Consider the following 16,281-nt stretch of genomic DNA (forward strand, 5'->3'; position numbering starts at 1 on the left):
GGTGCGCGGCGGCTGCGCCGCCGCGCACCTCCCCATTAGCTTTTCCCCTTCTCCCCGCGCGCGCGGGGAGAAGGGGCCAGGGGATGAGGGGCATACTGGCGACCGACTCCAAAATGAGAATTGCTGGCATCTGCCCGGGCATTTCCAGGATCGAAAGGCCCCTTCCCTAACCCTCTCCCGCAACCGGGTTCGACCCCGTCTGCGACTCGCCCCGCGTGATTGGCGGGGGTGGGCGGTGCGGCCGGCTCACTCACTGGCGGCGCAGGAGAGGGGATTGGCCCTTTCACTCGCGTACGCACGGTGCGCGCGGGGGTCGGCAGACCGTATGGCGAGCGCTGTTGTAAGGTCGTTTGTCACGTCATACCGCTGGCGACTGACCCGTTACCGGGCCTTCCGCATACCGCATAATGAGCAACATGGCGATTCACGAAACGATGCCGGCGGCGCAGCCATCTTTCGCGGCGCGCGCCCTGCACATGCCCGCGCTCTACAAGATCCTGATTGCGAACTCGCTGATCATTGCGATCGGCGCGGTGGCCGGCACGGTCATCACCGTCCTGCACGTGCAAATGTTCCCGGATGACGTGCACTACGAGTTGATCGCCATCTTTGCGGCGGCCGGATTGCTGATCAGCTTCGCCGCCAATTACTTCACGGTCAAGATCGCGCTGCAGCCGCTCGACCGGCTGCAGGCGGCGGTGGACCAGGTGCGGCGCGGCACGCGCGCGGTGACCGTCAGCACCGGACCGGTCAGCGACGAGCGCTTCGACCAACTGGCCGGTACATTCAACCAGATGATCTCCGCGCTGGAGGCGGACGCCCGGCAGATGCGCCGGCTCTCGGCGGCGATCCTGCGGGCACAGGAAGACGAGCGCCAGCGCGTGGCGCGCGAACTGCACGACGAGACGGCGCAGGCGCTGACGTCCCTGCTGGTGCGGCTGCGCCTGCTGGAACGGGCGGCCGACCCGGCGGAGGCGCAGGCGCACCTGCAGGAACTGCGGCAGTTGACGGCGCAGGCGCTGGACGAGGTGCGGCGCGTGGCGTTGGAACTGCGTCCGAAGATCCTGGACGACCTGGGGCTGGGGGCCGCGCTGGCCTGGCGAGTGGACGAACTGAACGCGCTGCACGGCGCGCGGGCGACCCTGCAGATCAGCGGATCGGAGGCGCGCCTGCCCCGCGAGGTGGAACTGGTCTTCTACCGCGTGGCGCAGGAAGGGCTGACCAATGCGGTGCGGCACGCGCAGGCGAACCAGATCAAGCTGGCGCTGAAGCGCGAGGGCGGCCGGCTATCGCTGGTCGTGGAGGATAACGGGCGCGGTTTCGACGTCGGCGCGATGCTGGCACAGCCGGGGCGCGGGCTCGGCCTGCTCGGCATGAAGGAACGGCTGGCGCTGATCGGCGGCGAGATGACGATCGAGTCGCGGCCGGGCGGTGGCACACGCCTGATGGCAAGCACGCCGCTGACGCCCGCCCCGATCGTGGGAGGGGGCGCGGCATGAAGAAGATCCGGGTGCTGCTGACCGACGATCATCCGGTGGTGCGCGTGGGATTGCGCGCGCTGCTGAACGGCGAGCCGGACATGGAAGTGGTCGGCGAGGCGAGCAACGGGGCACAGGCGGTGACGCTGTGCGCGGAGCTGCAGCCCGACGTGGCCGTGATGGACATCTCGATGCCGGAGATGGACGGGCTGGAGGCGACACGGCGCATCAAGGCCAAAGGCGGGCACCCGCAGGTGCTGATCCTGACGGTGCACGCGCACGAGCGCTACCTGTTCCCGGTGCTGCGCGCCGGCGCGGCGGGTTACGTGCTGAAGTCGACGGTGGACACCGAACTGGTCGAGGCGATCCGCACGGTGGCACAGGGCGGCGCGTTCCTGTACCCGGCGGCGATGCGGTTGGTGCTGGAAGACTATATGGCGCGGCTGCGCGACGGCGCGGGCGCCGACGACTACGAGAAGCTGAGCGACCGCGAGCGCGAAGTGCTCAAGTTGATCGCGCTCGGCTTCACGGCCAGCGAGACGGCGGAGAAGCTGGTGCTGGGCACGAAGAGCGTAGAGACGTACCGCGCGCGCATCATGCAGAAGCTGAACCTGGACAGCCGCGCGGCGCTGGTGCAGTACGCGCTCTCGCACGGCCTATTGAGCGACGAGCCGGGCGCGGAGGAGGCTTGAAGAACTACTAATCGTGCTCCTCTGATCGAAGTAACTCCTCGACCTGTTTGGCAAGCAGCGGAACCTCATGGGACACTGCATCCCATACGATCTCGTAATCAATGCCGAAGTAATGATGAATCAACAGGTCGCGCATGCCGGCAATCGCACGCCACGGGATGGAAGGATGGGCGCGGCGATATTCTTCAGGAATCTGCTTGACCGCTTCCCCCATCACCTCAAGACTGCGCACAAACGCTCGCCGCCGAGTTTCATCGTGCAGGAACTGCGGCTTGCTCAAATCGCGACTCGCCGCCGCCAGATAGAGCGCCTCGTCCCGAATATGTCGCACGTAATCAAGCGGCGAGCGGGACATACTCCACCTCGGCAGTAATTCGCGGGCCAATGTACGGGCTGAGCGATTCCGGAGTGACTAATTCTACCGGACGCCCCAGCAAATCCTGCAGGTCGAACCATAGCTGCATGAAATTGGTGAACGTCTTGCGATCCGGCTCGAATTCGACAAGCAGATCGACGTCGCTGTCGTCACGCGGCTCACCGCGCGCAAACGACCCGAACAGGCCGATGCGTTTCACGCCGGCGCTGCGGAGTTGCGCCTGATGCGCCGTAAGGAGAGCCAGAACGCTCGATTTAGTCTGTGTCCGCATAGGAACTTGATGCCCCCATACCCCCTAGAAGAGAGTTGTCCGCCTGTATATTACCACAGCCGCGCGGCGCTGGTGCAGTACGCGCTCTCACACGGACTACTGAGCGACGAGCCCGGCGCGGAGGGCATGGCGCGGTAATAGGGCCGGACGGATGCTCGGCCTGCATCGTCACTCGCGCAACTCACAGCGCGTGGCGTACCCAGCCGTCCCGACCCACAATGCACCGTCTGGCGCAATTGAAAGCGCCCGGATGAAATCCTGGCTCTCACCAGCGAGTGCCGATGTGGGCAGGCCATCGCGCGAATCGTAGCGCACCCACTGTCTTTCCTCATTCACGCCCACCCCGGTCACATGATACAACTGCGGCGGGGACGCTTCGGTGCCAATCCAGAGCGAGCCATCGCCCGCTACCGCCACCGCTTTCGCAAAACTGCCTACGGACGTTGCGGGGAAGAAGATGTTGGTCCACCGGTCGGCATGGGGTTTGTAATGCAGGACGCCACCCATGCTGCCGATCCAGAGATCGCCCGCGCGATCGACTTTGATGTCATCAATCGTGTCGACTTTGGGATGTCGCTCACCGGTGGGGTTCTGGGTGTAGATGCGCCACGTTGGAGTCAGCCCCGGCATCAACCGCGAGATGCCTTTGCCGACCGAGGGAAACCAGACCGAGCCATCCGAGGTAATCGCCACGTTGGTTGTAAAATCGTAGGCCAGCCCGTCGCGCGATGTAAAGTTCTGCCAGCGATTCTGTGCGGGCATATACTGCGATACGCCGGCACGGGTAGAGAACCAGAGCGAGCCGTCTGTCGCTTGCGCCACTTTCCGCACATTGTCGTTGACCAACCCGTTTGCGGTCGTTAACGACAGCCACGCCTTGCCGTCGAACCGGGACGCGCCGGTTGTCGTCGCGAACCAGACCGCGCCATCGGTGGTTATGGTGATGCGGCGCACTTCGTTTCCAGCCAGCCCGTCGGATTGTGAATAGGTGAGCCACCGTTTCTGTTCGGGCACATACTGTGCCGCCCCTTTCCCGAACAGCGCGGCCCATACCGAGCCATCCGGCCCGACCTGCACATCCAACAGGAATTGATCTTCATCGGCATCGAGCAACTTGTGGGATGTGCATGTCAGAGCCGCTTGCTTCGCCGGCGTGACGCCAGAGCCGGGCAAGGACGCAAAACCGAAAGCAAGAGCGTCGCGGAAACCGGGGCCGTTTGACGTTTGCCTAGCCGGCGTGGTCAATCGATAACCGACCGGCACTTCGGGATACACTTCGAATGAGCGGCTAGGACAACCGGGCATGAACTCAGACAGTCGCGTCTCGCCCTTGGAATCAGTGGCGAATGGCCCTCGCTGATAGTCGGAGGGTGAACCGACACTGTTAAAGAAGATTTTCACGTCCGACAAAGGCAATTCGCCGCTATCGATGACGCCGTTTTCATTAACATCTTCCCATGCGCTAACTTGAGAGCCCCAGCCGCAATCGGCACCACCACAGCCCGCGCCTGCAACAAGGAGGCAGAGTATTGCCGAAACACGTACAATATCGAATAGTCGCTGTCGAGTCACAAGCAAGATTGGCTGCCTCAAGTTTCTCGTAATCATTTGGCGCCGCATGGCAGAAGCCTCATCTGACGAATAAAGAGTAAGTTCCAAACGTATGTTAGCACAATTTCAGTCCTGAATACATCAGAGCCCACTCCCTGTCAGGGCCATTCAAGAGTCATAGTGCATCGCCATAATCCGACAAGCCACACGCTGAGCCTGGCGGTGACAGGTTCAGCGTGCGCCCATTTCCGTGCCCTTCGACAGGCTCAGGGCACGCCCACTCAGTTTGTCAAGCGACTTTTGAATCGCCCTGACCCCCCGCTGTCAGGCTTTTTCCCCTCCCAACTGACGTATTTCCCCTGATACCCGTCGCCGCGCGGTCGTGGTAGGCTGTTGCAGGATGCTGAAATGAATGCCACTTGCGCGGCCGTTGTGCCTCTTCGCCTGGTCGTCGCGGCGCCGGATGCCGAGACGCACAACCTGATGGACTCGCTCTTGCAGGCGTGCCTGCAACTGGTGCCGATCCAGGTCGAAGCGAGCCGCGCCGGGTCGCGGCACGATCTGATGCGGCGCGCGCGCGCGAACGTGGACGATCTCGTCCTGCTCGACTGGACGCTGGCGGAGGCGGAGACGCCGGACGCCGTACGCGAACTGCTGGACACCAACCCGCGTCTGCGCGTGATCGTGCTGCTGCCGTTGAAGCTGCGCCAGTACCGCCATGCGCTGTGGGAGGCGGGCGTGTGCAGCAGCATCCCGACCGAGAACCTCGACGCGGAATGGCTGTCCAGCGCGCTCTGCCTGATGTCGCGGGCGATGGAGCGCGAGCGGCGCGTAATCGCGTCCATGGCAACCGGCAACTAGTCGCTGACAACTAGAGACTACTTTATGAGTGACCAACCCAAGATTACACGTCGGCAGTTCATGCAGTCGTCGCTGTTCACGCTGGGCTGGCTGGCGCTGGCGAAACAGGGCATCGCGCCGGCGCTGAACGGCGTGCGCGGCCTGGCGGCGAAGCTGCCATGGCACAAGAGCGGCGCGGTCAAGACGACCTACAACTACTGCGACATCTGCCCATGGCGCTGCGGCATCATCGTCAAGAGCGTGAACGGCCGCGTAGTCAAGATCGACGGCAATCCGGCCGACCCGAAGAGCCGCGGCATGCTGTGCGCGCGCGGGCAAGGCGGCGTGTCGTACAACACCGATCCCGACCGCCTGACCACGCCGCTGATCCGCACCGGCGCGCGCGGCGAGGGCGCGTTCCGCCCGGCTTCGTGGGACGAGGCGCTGAACTATACGGCCCAGCAGATGCTGAAGATCAAAGACAAGTACGGGCCGGAGTCGATCGCATTCATGGGCCACACCTCCGGCGACTTCTGGTTCACGGACTACCTGGCGCAGGCGTGGGGTTCGCCGAACAACGCCAAACCGTCAGTGACGCTCTGCACCGCGCCGCGCGAGGAAGCGTCGACGATCACCTACGGGCGCACGATGGGCAACCATGAGCCGGTCGACTGGGACCAGGCAAAGTGCATCGTGCTGATCGGCACGCACATCGGCGAGGACGCGCGCAACACGATGATGCAAGACTTCGCGAACGCGAACGCGCGCGGCGCGCACATCATCGTGGTCGACCCGCGCTTCTCGTCGGCGGCGATGAAGGCCGACGACTGGCTGCCGGTCAAGCCGGGCGCCGACACCGCGCTGCTGTTGGCCTGGGCGAATGTGCTGATCGCGGAGAAGCTGTACGACGCCGAGTACGTGGCGAAGTGGACGGTCGGCTTCGAGCAACTGGCGGCGCACGTCAAGCCATTCACGCCGGAGTGGGCTGCGCCGCTCACCGACCTGCCCGCCGAGCGCATCCGCGCCTCGGCGCGCGCGATGGGTCAGAACCGCCCGCAGTCGGTCATCGTGCCGGGGCGGCACGTCGTCTGGTACGGCAACGACACGCAGCGCATGCGCGCGGTCTACATCGTCAATGCGTTGCTCGGCGCGGTCGGGCGGCCGGGCGGCCTTTACTTCAACAAGAGCCCGTTTATTGACGAGATCCCGCACCCGCCGTGGCAAGCTGCCGGCGGCGCGGGTGGCTGAAGTAGCACACCAGGCGAGGAGGCAGGTCTGCCTCCCGGACCCAGCGGCAAAACGCGCGCCGACGGCGTGCGCGAGAAGTTCCTGCGCGGCGGCACCGCCATGCAGGAGCTGCTCGAACCGATGATCAGCGGCAAGCCGTACCCGATCAAAGGGCTCGTGGCGTACGGCACGAACCTGATGCACACGCTGCCGAACCCGGCGCGCACGCGCGAGGCGCTCAAGCACCTCGACTTCTGCCTGGCGGTGGATATCCTGCCGCAGGACCACATCGCGTGGGCCGACGTCGTCTTCCCCGAGGCGACGTACCTCGAGCGCTACGACGAGCTCTGGGCATGCGGGCACAAGACGCCGTACATCGCGTTGCGTGAGCCGGCCGTCGAGCCGCCCGGCCAGGCGAAGCCGGCGTGGTGGATGGTGCGCGAACTCGGCATCCGGCTTGGGCTGGAAGAGTATTTCGCGTGGAAGACGGCCGAGGAGTACCTGAACACGCGTCTCAACTCGCTCGGCTTGAGCGTGCAGAAACTGCACGACCAGGGCGGCGTGGCCATTCAGAAGGGCAAGCCGTACCTTGCCGACTTCGAGGCAGAGAAAGCGACGCCATTCGCCACCGCCAGCGGCAAGATCGAGCTGTACTCTGACGCACTGGCAAAGGCCGGGCACGACCCGCTGCCGAAGTACGAGCCGGTCGCCGAGCCGCCCGCCGGCATGTTCCGCCTGCTGTACGGCCGCAGCCCGGTGCACACGTTCAGCCGCACGCAGAATACGCCGCACCTGAACGAATTGTACCCGGAGAACGAGGTCTGGATCAGCACGACCGCGGCCGAAAAGCTCAACCTGAAGGACGGCGACTACGTGCGGTTGACAAACCAGAACGACGTCACCAGCAATCGAGTGCGCGTCAAGATCACACAGCGCATCCGCCCGGACTCGGTGTATATGGTGCACGGCTTCGGGCACAACACGCCCGGCATGAAGCTGGCGCATGGGCGCGGCGCCAGCGACGCCGCACTTCAGACACGCTACGTGCTTGACCCGATCTCGGGCGGCGCCGGCATGCGCGTGAATTTCGTGCGGCTGGTCAGGGAGGAGGCGACGCCATGAGCCGCTACGCCCTGTCCATTGATCTGGAGCGTTGCATCGGCTGCCAGGCGTGCGTGGTGGCCTGCAAGACGGGCAACGAGCGCCCGCTTGGCGGGAACTACATCCAGATCCGCGACGTGGTGCGCGGAACGTTCCCCAACCTGACCGGAACATTCGTGCACCAGCGCTGCTTCCACTGTTTTGATGCGGCGTGCGTGAACGTCTGTCCGACCGGCGCCCTGTACAAGCAGGACGGCATGACCGCTGTGGACGCCGACAAGTGCAGCGCCTGCGGCTACTGTGTGGACGCCTGCCCGTTCGACGTGCCGCACGTCGTGGACAACCGCGTCTCCAAATGCACGGCCTGCCTCGACCTCGTCAAAGACGGGCTGCCGCCGTGGTGCGTGCAGACCTGCCCCAGTCAGGCGATCAAGTTTGGCGAACGCGAGAAGCTGCTGGCCGACGCGCACGCGCGTGTGGCGGCGATCAAGCCCAAGCGGCCCAACGCGCAAGTTTACGGCGAGGAGCCGTTCGGCGGCCTGGGCATGATCCTGATCCTGCCGGATGCGCCCGCCGCGCTCGGCCTGCCGGAGAACCCACAGCCGTCACTGGCGCTCGGCGCATGGCAGAACGTGGTGCAGCCGGTCAGCATCGGCGCGCTCGGCGCCGCCATCGGCGTAACGGCGCTGTCGTTCATCGTCGCCCGGCGCGAGCACAACCGCGAGGAGGCACTACTGAAAGCTGAAGAGGAGGCGCCGCATGAGCACCCGGACCATGCGTAAGGTGATGCGCTACCGCCCGGTTCAGCGAAAGCTGCACTGGGTGGGCGCCAGCGGATTCCTGATGCTGCTGCTGACCGGGCTGGTGTTGCTGTGGTCGCCGCTGTCATTCCTGGCCGCCGGAGGCATCTCGCGGCAACTGCACCTGATCGGCGCCGTGCTGTTTGTGACGTGGCCCTTCCTGTATGCGATTTTTGACGGCAGGGAGTTCAAGGAACTGATCGTCGAGTCGTTCAGCTATGACCGCGATGACTGGAATTGGCTCACGCACGCGCTCGGTTATTTCTTCGGGCATGTGCGGCAGATGCCGCCGCAAGGGCGGCTGAATGCCGGGCAAAAGGCGCATCACGCCGGCACGATCCTGGGTTATCTAAGCGTGGCGGTGTCCGGCGTGGCGTTGTGGTATTTCAAGGGGCGGCTGGGAGCGGACATGCTCGCGCTGATTGCGATCGTGCACGACCTCTCCATGCTGGCGCTGACCATCCTGCTGGTTGGCCATCTGTACTTCACGTTTGTGTACGATGCGCTGTCGGCCATGACGAATGGCTATATCTCGGAATCGTCGGCGCAGCTTGAACACGCCAAGTGGCTGGCAACACTGCCGCGACAGGCGCCGTGGGTTGTGGGCGCACCCGCGGAGACGGACGACAACAAGACCAAAGAGTGAACAGAACGGCGCTTGCTTCGCGCCCCGTATTCAGTCCGCACCAGGGTGCGACGGATAGACGCCTTGAATAACACAGGGATCGAATCTCTACTCAACCTTAAGGAGGTTGTCTGTGAAGAGTAACACCCGTATTGTGATGCTGATCAGCTTGCTCCTCTTGCTGGGCGGACTGCTGTCTGCCTGCGGCGCCGCCGCAACGCCCGCCCCAACCCCGGTACCCCCGGCGCCAACGGCCACCCCCATGCCGCCAGCGCCTACGGCTGTGCCCCCGAAACCGACCACGCCGCCCGCCGCTGCGCTCGACCTGAACGCCGTGCTGGCCAAGTATATCGGCAACATACCCGACGGCTTTGGAACCATCGCACCCGCTGCGCTCAAAGACCAGATGGCGGCCGCCAAGCCGTTCCTGCTTGACGTGCGCGAGGCGTCGGAAGTTGCGGCCAACGGGTACATTGATGGCGGCGTCCTGATCCCCATCCGCACGCTGACCAAGAACCTGGATAAATTGCCGGCGAAGGATCAGGCGATCGTGATCTATTGCGCGAGCGGGCATCGCGGCTCGCTGGCGATGGAAACACTGCAGCTGCTCGGCTACACGAACGTCAAGAGTCTCGCCAGCGGTTTGAATGCGTGGAAAGCAGCGAACCTGCCCGTGGCGACCGGGACCGAGCCGGCTCCGACCGCTATGGGGAAGACGCCCGAAGTGGACGCCGCGCTGCTCGCCGCGCTGGACAAGTATCTGAGCGGCCTGCCCGACGGCTTCAGCACCGTTGCTCCGGCGGCGCTGAAGGACCAACTGGCCGCGACGAAGATCACGCTGATTGACGTGCGCGAAGCGTCGGAACTGACGACCAACGGCACGATCGAAGGCGCCGTCAACGTGCCGATCCGCACACTGGCCAAGAGCCTGGACAAGCTGCCAACGGACAAGAGCGCGCCGATCGTGATCTACTGCGCCATCGGACACCGCGGCGGCATGGCGATGATGGCCCTGCAATTGATGGGCTACACGAACGTGAAGAGCCTCTCCGGCGGCTTCAACGCCTGGAAGGGCGCGAACCTGCCGGTGAAGACGATGTGAAGCAGTAACACCAGTCACACCTCCCCTGCGATGCGGGGGAGGCCGCCCTCTTCCCTCCTTGAGCGCCCCGCGCCGTCGCAAGATGGCGCGGGGTCTCTGTTCCTGCGCGGAACCCTACTTGAAGTGGTTCCAGCCGCGCGCATGCAGGGGGATCATGCGTCCGTTGCCGCGGATGAAGGTGCGCGCTTCCTGGACGGGGATGATGTCGCCGATGACGGTCAGCGGCGTGCCGGTCTGCGACTGCACCAGCTCGATCAGGCGCGGCGCGTCCGCGCGCGGCGCGACGACCAGCAGTTCGTAGTCCTCGCCGCCGTGCAGGGCCGGGTCGAGCGGATCGCGCCCGACGGCGAACGCGACCTCGACCGTCTCGCTGGCGATCGGCAGCGGCTCCGCGAAGAGGCGCACGCTGACGCGGCTCTCGTCGCAGATGTGGCCCAGGTCGGCGGCCAACCCGTCGGACACGTCGATCATGGCATGAGCCAGCCCGCTCTGCGCGATCAGGCGGCCCTCGCGCACGCGCGGCGTCGGCGTCTGCGCAGCGCGCAGGCAGAAATCGCGTGCGGCCGGCTGCACCGGTACGTCGCGGCTGGTCGCCAGCAGGTCGGTGCCGCAGCAGGCCGCGCCGAGGTTGCCGGTCACCAGCACGACGTCGTCCTCGCGCGCGCCGGAACGGCCGACGATCTGCTGCGGATCGCACTCGCCGAGCAGGGTAACGTCGATGACGATTTCGGTCGCGCCGGAGAGGTTGCCGCCGACGATGTGCGCGTCAAACTGCGATGCCTCGTCGACCATGCCGCGATACAATTCATCCACGAACTCGACGTCGAGGTCGTTGGGCAGGCCGAGCGAAACGAGCGCGTAGCGCGGCGCGCCGCCCATCGCGGCGATGTCGCTCAGGTTGACGGCCAGCGCCTTGCGCCCGATCTGGTACGGCGTCGACCACTCGCGACGGAAGTGGCGCCCTTCGACCTGCGCGTCGCAGGTCGCCAGCAGGTAGGCGCCGGCGGACGGACGCATGACGGCGGTGTCGTCGCCCAGCCCGGTGACGACGCCGGCCGGCGCGGGCGGCAACTTCGCACGGATGCGCTCGATCAGTTTGAATTCGCCAATATCGGAGATCTTCATGGAGGCGAGTATAGCATGAAGCGAACACAAAATCCCAACTCCCAAGCCGGAGTTATCCGCGAATAACGCGAATCGGCGCGAATGGCAAGCGGGGCCATCGCATAGCCGGCAAGAATTATTGGCGTCAATTCGCGTTATTCGCGGATAACGACGTTTGTTTTCGATTCGTGAGGATTCGTGTTATTCGCGGATTGTGATTTTATGTCGGCCGTGGCACAATCGCTGGCATGAATATCGACGCAACTGTATGGACCGCGCTGCTGAGCGGCGACGACGCGCGGATCAGTGCGACCGTGGCGCAGATTGCGCCGGGGAGCGCCGAAGCGGTCGCGCTGGCTGCGCGGCTGGCCGGCCTGTTGGAGGGCGCGGAGCCGCTGGCGCTGCGCATTGCGGCCGGGCGCGCACTGGCGTGGCTCGGCGATCCGCGCGACCTCGATGCGCTGATTGAAGTGCCGGCCGGCCCGTTCATCGCCGGCGACCCGGGCGAGATGCACACGATCGCCGCTGCATACCGCATCGGCCGCTACCCGGTCACCAATTTGCAGTACGCGCGCTTCGTCGCCGCGACCGGCCGTCCGGCGCCGGTACACTGGGACGCAGCGACCGGCCGCTTCGCGCCCGGCATCGCCAATCACCCGGTCGTGTTCGTGTCGTGGCATGACGCGCAGGCCTACTGCGCCTGGCGCACGGCGCAGACCGGTATCCGACACCGCCTGCCGGGCGAGGGCGAATGGGAGCGCGCCGCGCGCGGCACCGATGGCCGCGCCTATCCGTGGGGCGACGTGTTCGACCCGGCACGCGCCAACGTCCACGAATGCGGGTTGCGCAGCACAACGCCGGTCGGCGCATTCGCGGGCGGCGCGAGCGACTGCGGCGCGCTGGACATGGCCGGCAACGTGTGGGAATGGACGGATGCGCAGAACGAGCGCGCCAATGACTCGCTGCGCGGCGGCTCATGGATGCAATACGGCATGTTCGCGCGGTGCGCCTTCCGGCACGCCGAGCCACGGCATGCGGTGCTGAACGACAGCGGGTTTCGCGTCGTCACCGGCTAACCGGCAATAGAAAAGCCCCGCGCTTGTACAGTCAAGCACGGGGCCTGTTTATCGGCGGAGCCGCATCAATCCGCTGCAGCAATGCGTGCCACGTCGACCCTGCATGGGGGGCGGGTCCGGATACAAAGCCCAGCCCCGAGCAACTTATCCTGCATCAGCCTGTTTCGGATAGCTTACTCACCTGTGGCTTTCGCCCAGATACCCTGAACCGGTTTGCCGTTGCCTCTGACCCAGTGTGTCCGCTGGGGGTCAAATTGGACGGTTTGCGAGCTTCTGGTTGCCTAACCCTTCTGCTCGTTCACGGTTTCGCTTGCCAACGTCTCGGAAGGTCCCCCGTTGGCCGGTTTCGGGTTTGCGTTCAACTATCGTCCCCAGGCATGACCTGCTGCGTTGTCTCGGGGCTGATATCAATATACACCTAACCGGGTTTAGTGTCATCGGCCAACCGGGTAGTCTCTGCCGGCGGGTTTGCGCCGGTCGATTTGTCCCGCATGAGAAGGGACAATTGCCACATTACAAACGGTCGATGCCACTGCTAGAATGGGTGTGCCCTGTCAGGTAGACACGGCTGCGATTCGAGATCGGAGCGTACGGGCATGCGCGTGCTGGTGGTCGACGATCATCCGCTGGTTCGCGACGGGTTGGCATCGCTGCTGAAGTTGCGCGGCTATGATGTGGCCGGCGCAGCGGCCAACGGTGTGCAGGCCGTCGAGTTGGCGCGCGCGCTGCGGCCGGACCTGATCCTGATGGATATCGCCATGCCGGAGATGGACGGCCTGCAGGCCACACGCCTGATCACCGCCGAAAATCCCGAAGCCCGCGTGGTCATGCTGACCGTATCCGACAACGACGACGCGCTTTTCGAGGCGATCAAGGCCGGCGCACGCGGCTACGTGCTGAAGAGCACGGAGACCGAATCGTTCTTTCAGATGCTGACCGGCGTCGCGCGCGGCGAGGAGCCGATCTCGGGCAGCCTTGCGCGCCGCATCCTGGGCGAGTTCGCAACCAACCGCCGCGATGGGCGGGCGCAGCGCGACGACGAGCCGCTGACCGCGCGCGAAATACTGGTGCTCGAACATGTCGCCGAGGGACTGACCAACCGCGACATCGCCGAGCGGATGGCGTTGAGCGAAAACACGATCAAGTATTACCTGAAGAACATCTTGCAGAAACTGCACATGCACAACCGCGCGCAGGCGGCGGCATTTGCGGTGCAATCCGGCATCCTGCATCCGCGGCCGCCATAGACGGCGCGCCGCTGTGCATGCGCCGGGCGGCCAATGCCGGCCCCCGGCCGGAGCCATCTCATGGAGGGATGAACAATGAAGTCCAAATTGACGATGATTGGGCTGGCCGTGATGGCCGTGGTGTGGCTGGCGGGCGCATCCGCCGGCGTGGCGCGCGCCGCCGACAACGGCAGTCTCAAGTCGCTCACGGTCATGGTCTGGCCGGAGTACGACGACCCCCGCGTGCTGGTGCTGTACGAAGGCGAGTTCACCGACGCGACCGCTTTCCCCCGCGATGTGTACTTCTACGTGCCGGCCGGCGCAGCGAACCTGGCCACCGCCTATGCCGATGACAAAGGCGACTTGATCAACACCGATCCAGCCACGCTGGACGCCCCCGTCGATGGCTTCGCGCGCGTAAACGTGAAACTGCCCCGGAGCCGCTTTCACATCGAGTACTACTACGACCCGCTGCCGAAGACCACCGACAAGAAGTTTGACTTCGCGTACAAAGCCGCGCAGCCGACTGGCGCGGTGAACCTGCAGATCCAGCAGCCGCTCAAGGCCGAGAACTTCACGACCGAGCCGGCGGCCGCCAGCCAGGCCGCCTCAAACCACGGCTTCAAGAACCACAACTTCGCTTTTCCATCGATGACGGCCGAGCAGACGTTCAAGGTGAGCGTGCAATACACCAAGACGGACCCGAAGCCGTCCATCGAAAACGTGGCGCAGACGCTGCCCGCCACCACCCCCGGCGCCCCGGCGCCGTCAGGCAGCGCAAGCAGCAGCGCCGATTGGACAACGTACCTGCCCGTGGCGCTTGGCGCGGCCGCACTGGCGCTGGCCGCGCTGGCGTTCTTCGCGTGGCGCTCGCGCCAGGGCGCCGCCCTGCAGCCGGCACACGCCGGACCGCGCCCGCGCCGCAAAGGACGCCCGGCCCCGGCCGCGTCGTACTTCTGCACGAAGTGCGGCAATGGGCTGGACGAGGACGACATGTACTGCCCGGCTTGCGGCACCAAGCGCCGCGCGTGACGCTGTTGATGCCTTCGCAAACGCCCGCGACCGCCGCGAGCGATCTCGAGCCGGTCTCGCCGCTGTCGCACCGCATCTACCTGCTCCAGCAGTTGCTACCGTTCCTGCTGCTGGTCGTGGTGATGATCTATGAGTTGACACGGCACCTGATCTTCCCGGACGAGGCCCACCCGTCGCTGCTGGCGGTGGAGCTGGTCGTCTTCGGAATCACCGGGCCGGCCGCGCTCTGGTTGACACTGAACTGGATTGGCCGCGAGATCAAGGCGCGCGAGGCGGCCGAGGGCGAGGCGGACACGCGCAGCCGAATGATGATGGAGATGCATCACCGCATCAAGAACAACCTGCAAACTGTGGCCGACCTGTTGACGCTGGAGATGGCGCGCACCGACGCCCGTCCGCCCACCGAAAGCCTGCGCGACTCGGTCGCGCGCATCAAGAGCATCGCAGCGGCGCACGAACTGCTGTCGCTGGAGTGGGTCGGCGCGGTGGAAGTGACCGAGCTGGCGCGCCGGGTGGGCGAGAGTGCGCGCAGCGCGATGACGCGGCCCGGTCAGTCGGCCACGCTCACAGTAGACGGCCCGGCGATCTACCTGCCCTCGAAGGCCGCCACGTCGTTCGCGCTGGTGATCAACGAACTGGTCAGCAATGCGATGGAGCACGGCCTGGCCGGGCGCGCTGATGGCCTGATCGAGATCTGGCTGGAGCAGGGCGCCGGCGCGCTGTCGGTGCAGGTGCGCGACAACGGCGCCGGCCTGCCGCCCGGTTTTGACCTGCGAGCGGGCACGGGACTGGGCCTGAAGATCGTGCGAAACCTGATTGAAAAAGACATGCGCGGCACAATCAGCATAACGGAAGACGGCGGCGCGTGCGTGGACTTCAGCATCCCGGTACTGGCCGACCTGCCGCGCGCCTGACGCGCGCAACTTTCTGGAGACGACGATGAATGCATTGCGCGTTTTGATTGCCGACGACGAAAGCCTGCACCTGATGAGCCTGCAGGCGCACCTGCAGGCGATGGGGCACAAGACGATCGCCGAGGCCGGCAACGGCCGCGAGGCGGTGGAATTGGCGCGCGAATTGAAGCCCGACCTGGCGATCCTGGACATCCGGATGCCGGAGATGGACGGCATCGAAGCGGCCCGGGCGATGATGGAAGAGCACCCGCTGCCGATCATCCTGCTCTCGGCGTACAGTGAGCGCGATCTGGCCGAGCGCGCCAGCGACGCGCACGTCTCGGCGTATCTGATGAAGCCGGTGTCCCAGAACGACCTGCTGCCGGCGATCGCGCTGGCGATGTCGCGCTTCCGCGAGTTCCAGATGCTGCACAAGGAAGTGGACGACCTGCGCGAGTCGCTGGAGACGCGCAAATTGGTGGAACGGGCCAAGGGCGTCCTGATGCGCCGGCTGAAGTTGAGCGAGGAAGAGGCGTTCAAGCGCCTGCAAAAGCGCAGCCAGGACGAGAACAAGAAGCTGGCCGAGATCGCGAAGGCGATCGTGACCGCGGACGAGATGCTGTAGATGCGCGAGCACTTTACGGACTGAGACGGTGCCCGGCTGAACGTGTCCGCATGGACGAGCATGGCGCGTCCATGAGACATTCGCTGCGTGAAGCCGGATAGATGCCCCGGTCGAGACGAAGCTGTATAGACCGGGGACATGGTTGACAGGTGTTCGGGGACATGGTTGACACTCACATACGGTATGATGACCCTCATTCAGGAGGTGTCACATGCCATGGACCGAGGTCTCCATCATGTCCCAACGCGAAGAGTTCGTCGCA

At 65.1% G+C, this 16,281-nt stretch carries 15 protein-coding genes and 1 pseudogene; 12 read left to right on the forward strand and 4 right to left on the reverse strand.

Annotated features, from left to right (window positions below; all coding sequences use genetic code 11):
- Positions 1-416: 416 nt before the first annotated feature.
- Together HZB53_22735 and HZB53_22740 are read left to right on the forward strand one after the other, a co-directional pair.
- Positions 417-1,499: an ATP-binding protein gene (locus tag HZB53_22735; protein MBI5880478.1), complete on the forward strand. Its 1,083-nt coding sequence runs from the start codon at positions 417-419 to the stop codon at positions 1,497-1,499.
- The gene (locus HZB53_22740; GenBank protein MBI5880479.1) at positions 1,496-2,170 is read left to right on the forward strand and encodes a response regulator transcription factor; all 675 of its coding nucleotides are present in this window, start codon (positions 1,496-1,498) and stop codon (positions 2,168-2,170) included. Before HZB53_22735 ends, HZB53_22740 begins: the two co-directional genes overlap by 4 nt.
- 7 nt (positions 2,171-2,177) lie before the next feature.
- On the opposite strand, the gene HZB53_22745 is transcribed toward HZB53_22740, so the two are convergent.
- The 3 genes from HZB53_22745 to HZB53_22755 all read right to left on the reverse strand — a co-directional run bounded on the left by HZB53_22745 (position 2,178) and on the right by HZB53_22755 (position 4,410).
- Complete coding sequence (locus tag HZB53_22745) at positions 2,178-2,525, reverse strand: DUF86 domain-containing protein (GenBank protein MBI5880480.1); 348 nt, start codon at positions 2,523-2,525, stop codon at positions 2,178-2,180.
- On the reverse strand, positions 2,506-2,817 hold the full coding sequence (locus HZB53_22750) for a nucleotidyltransferase family protein (GenBank protein ID MBI5880481.1): 312 nt from the start codon (positions 2,815-2,817) through the stop codon (positions 2,506-2,508). The genes HZB53_22745 and HZB53_22750 overlap by 20 nt, the downstream gene beginning before the upstream one ends.
- Before the next feature lie 168 nt (positions 2,818-2,985).
- Positions 2,986-4,410 (reverse strand): hypothetical protein, encoded by a 1,425-nt coding sequence (locus tag HZB53_22755; protein ID MBI5880482.1) that lies wholly within the window; start codon positions 4,408-4,410, stop codon positions 2,986-2,988.
- A 366-nt stretch (positions 4,411-4,776) separates the two neighbouring features.
- On the opposite strand from HZB53_22755, the gene HZB53_22760 reads away from it, so the two are divergent.
- The 5 genes and pseudogenes from HZB53_22760 (at position 4,777) to HZB53_22780 (ending at position 10,063) form a co-directional block, all read left to right on the forward strand.
- The gene (locus tag HZB53_22760; GenBank protein ID MBI5880483.1) at positions 4,777-5,229 is read left to right on the forward strand and encodes a response regulator transcription factor; all 453 of its coding nucleotides are present in this window, start codon (positions 4,777-4,779) and stop codon (positions 5,227-5,229) included.
- A gap of 60 nt (positions 5,230-5,289) precedes the next feature.
- A pseudogene (locus HZB53_22765) lies at positions 5,290-7,557 on the forward strand (molybdopterin-dependent oxidoreductase).
- On the forward strand, positions 7,554-8,318 hold the full coding sequence (locus HZB53_22770; GenBank protein MBI5880484.1) for a 4Fe-4S binding protein: 765 nt from the start codon (positions 7,554-7,556) through the stop codon (positions 8,316-8,318). The pseudogene HZB53_22765 and the gene HZB53_22770 overlap by 4 nt, the downstream one beginning before the upstream one ends.
- The gene (locus HZB53_22775; protein ID MBI5880485.1) at positions 8,296-8,982 is read left to right on the forward strand and encodes a cytochrome b/b6 domain-containing protein; all 687 of its coding nucleotides are present in this window, start codon (positions 8,296-8,298) and stop codon (positions 8,980-8,982) included. Before HZB53_22770 ends, HZB53_22775 begins: the two co-directional genes overlap by 23 nt.
- Before the next feature lie 112 nt (positions 8,983-9,094).
- The gene (locus HZB53_22780) at positions 9,095-10,063 is read left to right on the forward strand and encodes a rhodanese-like domain-containing protein (protein MBI5880486.1); all 969 of its coding nucleotides are present in this window, start codon (positions 9,095-9,097) and stop codon (positions 10,061-10,063) included.
- 114 nt (positions 10,064-10,177) lie between these two features.
- Here the strand turns inward: HZB53_22780 and thiL are convergent, their stop codons facing one another.
- Positions 10,178-11,188: a thiamine-phosphate kinase gene (gene thiL, locus HZB53_22785; GenBank protein ID MBI5880487.1), complete on the reverse strand. Its 1,011-nt coding sequence runs from the start codon at positions 11,186-11,188 to the stop codon at positions 10,178-10,180.
- Positions 11,189-11,415: 227 nt separating this feature from the next.
- Here thiL and HZB53_22790 point away from each other — a divergent pair, with 227 nt between their 5' ends.
- The 5 genes from HZB53_22790 (at position 11,416) to HZB53_22810 (ending at position 16,019) form a co-directional block, all read left to right on the forward strand.
- Positions 11,416-12,243 (forward strand): SUMF1/EgtB/PvdO family nonheme iron enzyme, encoded by an 828-nt coding sequence (locus HZB53_22790; GenBank protein MBI5880488.1) that lies wholly within the window; start codon positions 11,416-11,418, stop codon positions 12,241-12,243.
- Positions 12,244-12,839: 596 nt separating this feature from the next.
- Positions 12,840-13,490: a response regulator transcription factor gene (locus tag HZB53_22795; GenBank protein MBI5880489.1), complete on the forward strand. Its 651-nt coding sequence runs from the start codon at positions 12,840-12,842 to the stop codon at positions 13,488-13,490.
- Between the two features lie 75 nt (positions 13,491-13,565).
- On the forward strand, positions 13,566-14,501 hold the full coding sequence (locus HZB53_22800) for a zinc ribbon domain-containing protein (GenBank protein MBI5880490.1): 936 nt from the start codon (positions 13,566-13,568) through the stop codon (positions 14,499-14,501).
- 8 nt (positions 14,502-14,509) lie between these two features.
- Positions 14,510-15,415 carry a sensor histidine kinase gene (locus HZB53_22805; GenBank protein MBI5880491.1) on the forward strand — a complete coding sequence of 302 codons (906 nt, stop codon included), beginning with the start codon at positions 14,510-14,512 and terminating at the stop codon, positions 15,413-15,415.
- A 25-nt stretch (positions 15,416-15,440) separates the two neighbouring features.
- On the forward strand, positions 15,441-16,019 hold the full coding sequence (locus HZB53_22810) for a response regulator (GenBank protein MBI5880492.1): 579 nt from the start codon (positions 15,441-15,443) through the stop codon (positions 16,017-16,019).
- The last annotated feature ends 262 nt before the right edge of the window (positions 16,020-16,281 follow it).

The sequence above is a fragment of the Chloroflexota bacterium genome (genome assembly GCA_016235055.1).
GTDB lineage: Bacteria > Chloroflexota > Anaerolineae > JACRMK01 > JACRMK01 > JACRMK01.